Consider the following 5610-nt stretch of genomic DNA (forward strand, 5'->3'; position numbering starts at 1 on the left):
GTCGGCGCGCTGTACGCCCGCGGGCGGCGGGTGCGGCTCTCCGGCCCGCTGGTCGCGGTCGGCCGTCGCCCGCCCGAACCGCTCCCGCGCCGCCTGCGCGCCGACGCCGGGCGTGCCGCGTACGCCCTGACGGCGGGGGTGCGCCCGGTGCTGGTCCTGGTCGACCCGGCCGAGGTGAGGGTCGCGGGGGATGCCGGGGGTCTGCGGGTGCTGCGGGAGACGGAGTTGCCGGGGCTCGCCCGTCCGGGCACCGTACTGCGGCCTTCCGAGGTGGAGGCGCTGTACGCACGGGCGCGGGACCGGCGGACGTGGGCCCGGCTGTGACTACGGCAGCTGGGCCGCCCGCTTCGGGTCGAGGAGGCCCGCGAGGAGGTCCCCGTACCGCTCCACCCTTGGCACGACGTCCTCGGGGAGGAACGTCAGCTCGGCCGGGTCACCGCAGCGCTCGACCTCGTCCCAGGTGACGGGCGTGGAGACGGTGGGGGCGCTGCGGGCGCGGACGGTGTAGGGGGCGGCGGTGGTCTTGCGGGCGGCGTTCTGGCTCCAGTCGACGAACACCTTGCCCGGCCTCAGGCTCCGGGTCATCCGGTGCAGCACCAGCCCCGGCATCGCCCGTTCCGCCTCCACCGCGAGCGCCTTGGCGTAGTCGCTCGCCTCCGCCGAGGACCCGCCCCGCACCGACGCCAGCAGGTGCAGCCCCTTGGACCCGGCGGTCTTGGCGTACGCCTCGATCCCGTCCGCCGCGAGCCGCTCCCGCAGCCACAGGGCGACCTCGCAGCAGTGGACGACCGTCGCGGGCGTGCCCGGGTCGAGGTCGAACACCACCCGGTCGGCCTCGTCCGGGGTCTGGACCAGCCACTGGTGGGTGTGGAACTCGGTCACCAGGTTCGCCGCCCACATCAGGCTCGGCAGGTCCTGGATCACCACCATCCGGGCCGCGCCCGCCGAACGGGGCACCTCGGCGGTCGTGACCCAGTCGGGCGTACCCGGCGGCACGTTCTTGGTGAAGAACACCTCCCCGTCGGGGCCGTCCGGATACCGCAGCAGGGACACCGCCCGGTCCCGCAGATGCGGCAGCAGCACCCCGGCGGCGGTGGCGTAGTAGTGCAGCAGCTCGCCCTTGGTGAAGCCGGTCTCCGGGTACAGCACCTTCTCCAGATTGGTGAGCGAGACCCGCCGCCCCTCCACCTCCGTCACTGGCGTCATAGGATGACAATCCCAGAAATGGGACGAATGGGATAAATCGAAACCGTACGGAAGGGACCCGGCACGTGCGATCCATTTGGAACGGCGCCATCTCCTTCGGCCTCGTCAGCATCCCGATCAAGCTGGTGAACGCCACAGAGAGCCACGCGGTCTCCTTCCGCCAGGTCCACACCGAGGACAACGGCCGCATCCGCTACCGCAAGGTCTGCGAACTGGAGGACCGCGAGGTCACCCAGTCCGAGATCGGCAAGGCGTACGAGGGCGCCGACGGCGAGATGATCCCGATCACCGACGACGACCTCTCCCACCTCCCGCTGCCCACGGCCCGCACGATCGAGATCGTCGCCTTCGTCCCGGCCGACCGGATCGACCCGCTCCAGATGGACGCGGCGTACTACATCGCCGCCGCCGGAGCGCCGGCCGCCAAGCCGTACACCCTGCTGCGCGAGGCCCTCAAGCGCAGCCACAAGGTCGCCATCGCCAAGTTCGCGCTGCGCGGGCGGGAGCGGCTGGGGATGCTGCGCGTGGTCGACGACGTGATCGTCCTGCACGGCCTGCTCTGGCCCGACGAGGTGCGCGCCCCCGAGGGCGTCGCCCCCGACGTGGACGTGACCGTCCGCGACAAGGAACTGGACCTCGCCGACGCCCTCATGGACACCCTGGGCGAGGTCGACCTCAACGACCTGCACGACGAGTACCGCGAGGCCGTCGAGGAGGTCATCGCCGCCAAGGCCGCCGGCGAGACCCCGCCCGCGGCCCCCGCCCCGGCCGGCGACGGCAAGGTCCTCGACCTCATGGCCGCGCTGGAGAAGAGCGTCCGCGAGGCCCGCGAGTCGCGGGGCGGCACGGGGGAGGCGGAGGTGCGGAACCTGCACGGGCGGGGGACGCCGAAGGAGACGGGTGCGAAGAAGTCGACGTCCACCACGGGGAAGACGGCCGCGAAGAAGACGGCGAGCGCGACGGCGAGCGCGCGGAAGTCGACGTCGAAGGCGGGGGAGTCGAAGGGGGCGGCCAAGAAGACGGCGTCCAAGTCCACGTCGAAGGCGACGGAGAAGAAGGCCGCGGCGAAGAAGGCGCCCGCGAAGAAGAGGGCGGCTTCGGGGAAGCGGTCGGCTTGAGGGGGAGGTCCGCCGGCCGGGGCGAGGCGTCATCCATGTCGGCCCGTACCGCGGAGTGCGGGCATCGGGCGTGACCTGGGGCGGTCGCCTCGGCCTGGGTGAGCGGGACGGCGCCCCGTGGCCAGGACCGGCGTCAGCCACGTACCCGGGGTCGCCGCCCGCGCACGCCCTCACCTCCGTACCTCGGATTCCTCTCCCCGAACGGCGCGCCCTCAGGCACGATGAACATGTGACATACGTGGTGACCGTGGCGATGGCCCCGCCCCAGGGGGCTCCGGAACTCGACGCGCTGCGCCGGGAGGGAGTGGTCTTCCTGCTGCGCAAGGGCTTCGACTCGCTGGAGGCGGTCGAGGGCCCGGACGGCATGGAGGTCGACCTGCTGGACGACGTGATCGCCGCCCATCCCGGCGGGGCCCTGCTGAAGCTGTTCGTGGACGCCCCGGCGCTGGAGTTCGCGGAGGACGCGGCGCGGGAGGTGGTGACGGAGCTGATGGAACGTACCGAGGCGCTGTCCGACTGGCGCCTGACCCGCTGCGCGGTGGAGCTGAACTCCGAGCTGCTCCAGGAGAGCCTGGACGCGGCCGACGGCCCGGACGCCCCGCCCTCCGACCCCGCGGAACGAGCGAGGCGCCACGCGGCCGGCACGACCCCCGCGCCCCCGGACAGCCCCGGCCACTCGGAGAGCCGGGCGATGCGCAAGAGGCTGCGCGAACTGGCCCCGGCGCTCACGGCGTTCACCTTGGAGGCGTTCGGCCACGACGAGTCGGCACCGGAGTGCGAGGTCGGCAGAGAGGCGGCGGAGATAGCGGCGGGCGCCGTGGTCTACGCGATCGACCTCCTGGTGGACGAACTCTTCACCGACCTGGCCGCCTTGGAGGACGACGGCCCCACGGTCGCCCGCAGCAACGCGACGTTCATGATCCTGGACGATCTCCCCCCGCACCTGGCGGACGCGTACACGGTCCTCTTCACCCGCCGTCTCACCGTCACCGCGATCAGCCTGACGGGCCGCCTCACCCGCCCCCCGTTCGAGCACCCCACCTGCCTGGCCGAAGAACTCCTCCTGAAGTCCCTGTTGAACCAGGCGGAGGTGACGGCCGACCTCTACAGCCTGCTGTCGGACGAGGTGACCCAGGCCCTGGAAACCTTCGCCACCACCCTCCACCCCCCGACCCCGCCCCACCCGGCGACCCCGGAGGACCCGGACACGTGGTTCACGCCGTACACACCGGTGTCGCCCGTGCATCCGTATGCGGCGAACGAGAACGAGGAGACGGTGGTGGAGTTGCCGGAGTGAGGGCGCGGCACCGGTAGTTGAGAGTTGAATTGTTACAACTCGGTCACTGTCTTCACGAGTTCCTCACGTGTGACGCGCCGGCATAGATAGGTTCACCCCTCACGTACTCGCGCAGGGGGGACCTGTCATGACCTACTACCAGCCTCAGCCGCCGTTCCAGCCTCCACCCGGCCCGCCGCCGGCCCGCCTCGCCCCGAAGTGGGCCCGCAAGCGCTTCGTGCTCCCCGCCCTGGGCCTCGCGTTCATCCTGGGCATAGGCAGCGCCGGCGCCGACGGCCAGACCGCGAACACGACGAAGTCGGTGGCCGACACCAAGACCCTGCCGACGCCCACGGCCACGGCCACGGTCACCGCGACAGCCACGGCTACGGAGACCGCGAAGCCGGAGCCCGCGCCGACGGTGACCAAGACGGTCAAGGTCAAGGTCCGGGTGACGGTCACCGCGCATGCGGCCGCGGCGGGCTCGGGAGGCTCGGTGTCGGGCGGCTCCTCGTCCGGCGGGGGTTCCGGGTCGTCCGGCGGCTCGAGTTCGTCGGGAGGCTCCAGCTCGGGGGGCGGCGGCGCGACAGCCCTGTGCAACGACGGCTCGTATTCATATGCCGCCCACCATCAGGGGGCTTGCTCGCATCATGGTGGGGTCGCCGTCTTCTATCGGTAGTCGGACTCCCGGGTCGGCGAGGTCGTGAGTACGCCGGGAGTGCTGTGCATCCTCGCGCCGATTCCAGCGCCGGCTCACTGTGACTCGCACGCGGCAGCGCGAACACCGAGACCCCGGCCTCAGCATTGCAGCTGGGACGGGGTCTTCGGGTACCTGCTCAAAAGTGCCGGGAGGATCCGGTCCTGCGCACACGGCTCCGGAGCCCAGGTGAGAGCAACGGTGTCCGGGCTCTGACCTATAGCTGGTGTGAGGCTGAAGCGACCCTCGGCTCGCGGCCTCGCTCGCTGCTCGGCCGACCGATCGAGGTCATCGCGATCCGTGGTCACGTGGGCGGCGTCGGTAGCCGTGGCACCCCCGTCGAGGCGGACGTCGGAGTCGAGTCGGACACGAGCGTGGCGAATTTCAGCTACACGGCCGCCATCGGCAACGATCTTTTGCCGACGAAGCAAATTGACGGCAACCCGCTCAATAAAGGATTCGACGCTTCTTCGGATCTGAAGCGTGGGTATTTCTAGCGACAAGCGACGTGGTTAGTTTGGGCCCGTGCTGCGAGTTGACTCAAGCGACGCGCGAGGCCAGTATTGAGATTGCGGCCGCTTCGTCGGCTGTGCGAATTTCTGGGGCCCAGTTATGCGGTCAGCCTTGCAGCGCATGGAGCCCCCTTCCCTGACCTGGGTCGAGTATCCGACAAACGGTAAGAGTGGATCGGATACGTCCCCGCAGAAGGAGGGAAACGATGAGAAAAGGACTTCTGGCAGTCGCGATAACAGCGACGCTGTCCGCAGGTGCAGCCGTCAGCGCTATTCCAACCGCCCAGGCTGCCGCCGCTCCGACGGCGGCCCCTGCGGCGTCATGCCGTCTACAAGACGGGATGATCCGGGGTAATGGATTTACCCCCAATCAGACATACAACGTCACGGGTAATGGCGCATCCATTTCTCGCGTCGCGGCGGGATCGACGGGTGACGTCCAAATCGGCTTCACCGGCGGCGGTCCGGTTTCTGTAGGCCCCGTTCAGTGCGCGTCGTCAGGACCGGCCTCAGGCGCATCGACATCTTCCTCGGCCGCTTCGGCGGCAGTCGCAAAAGGGACAGCAGCCGCACAGCAGGCAGCACGCACAGGCGCCTCCCAGCAACAAGCAGCCGCAATAGGACGACAGGCGGCACAAGCAGAAGCACAGAGGCTCGGGTTGCCACCCTCCGTGGTGAACCAAGTAACGAACAACGTGACAAACACCGTCAACAACACAATAAACGGAAACAACAACACCATCGGTGGCACTCAGATCGGCGGCCAAAACAACACCCAGGGCCCCACGCAGGGGAGCGGCA

At 69.9% G+C, this 5610-nt stretch carries 5 protein-coding genes and 1 pseudogene; 5 read left to right on the forward strand and 1 reads right to left on the reverse strand.

From position 1 onward, the window contains the following. Positions 1 to 324: pseudogene (locus GT030_RS02855) on the forward strand (NERD domain-containing protein); the annotation flags it as partial. On the opposite strand, the gene ligD reads toward GT030_RS02855, so the two are convergent. Next, positions 325 to 1206 (reverse strand): non-homologous end-joining DNA ligase, encoded by an 882-nt coding sequence (gene ligD, locus GT030_RS02860; RefSeq protein ID WP_161199669.1) that lies wholly within the window; start codon positions 1204 to 1206, stop codon positions 325 to 327. It lies immediately after the preceding pseudogene. Between the two features lie 65 nt (positions 1207 to 1271). Between ligD and GT030_RS02865 the strand changes: the two genes are divergently transcribed. The 4 genes from GT030_RS02865 to GT030_RS02880 all read left to right on the forward strand — a co-directional run bounded on the left by GT030_RS02865 (position 1272) and on the right by GT030_RS02880 (position 4794). Further along, positions 1272 to 2324, forward strand: a complete 1053-nt coding sequence (locus tag GT030_RS02865; RefSeq protein ID WP_161199670.1) for a Ku protein — start codon at positions 1272 to 1274, stop codon at positions 2322 to 2324. Between the two features lie 229 nt (positions 2325 to 2553). Further along, the gene (locus GT030_RS02870; protein WP_161199671.1) at positions 2554 to 3621 is read left to right on the forward strand and encodes a hypothetical protein; all 1068 of its coding nucleotides are present in this window, start codon (positions 2554 to 2556) and stop codon (positions 3619 to 3621) included. Positions 3622 to 3748: 127 nt separating this feature from the next. Then, positions 3749 to 4279, forward strand: coding sequence for a DUF3761 domain-containing protein (locus tag GT030_RS02875; protein WP_161199672.1), 531 nt, complete (start codon positions 3749 to 3751; stop codon positions 4277 to 4279). 326 nt (positions 4280 to 4605) lie between these two features. Then, positions 4606 to 4794, forward strand: coding sequence for a hypothetical protein (locus GT030_RS02880; RefSeq protein WP_161199673.1), 189 nt, complete (start codon positions 4606 to 4608; stop codon positions 4792 to 4794). Positions 4795 to 5610: the final 816 nt, after the last annotated feature.

Source organism: Streptomyces sp. SID1328 (genome assembly GCF_009865595.1).
Classification (GTDB): Bacteria; Actinomycetota; Actinomycetes; order Streptomycetales; family Streptomycetaceae; genus Streptomyces; species Streptomyces griseoluteus.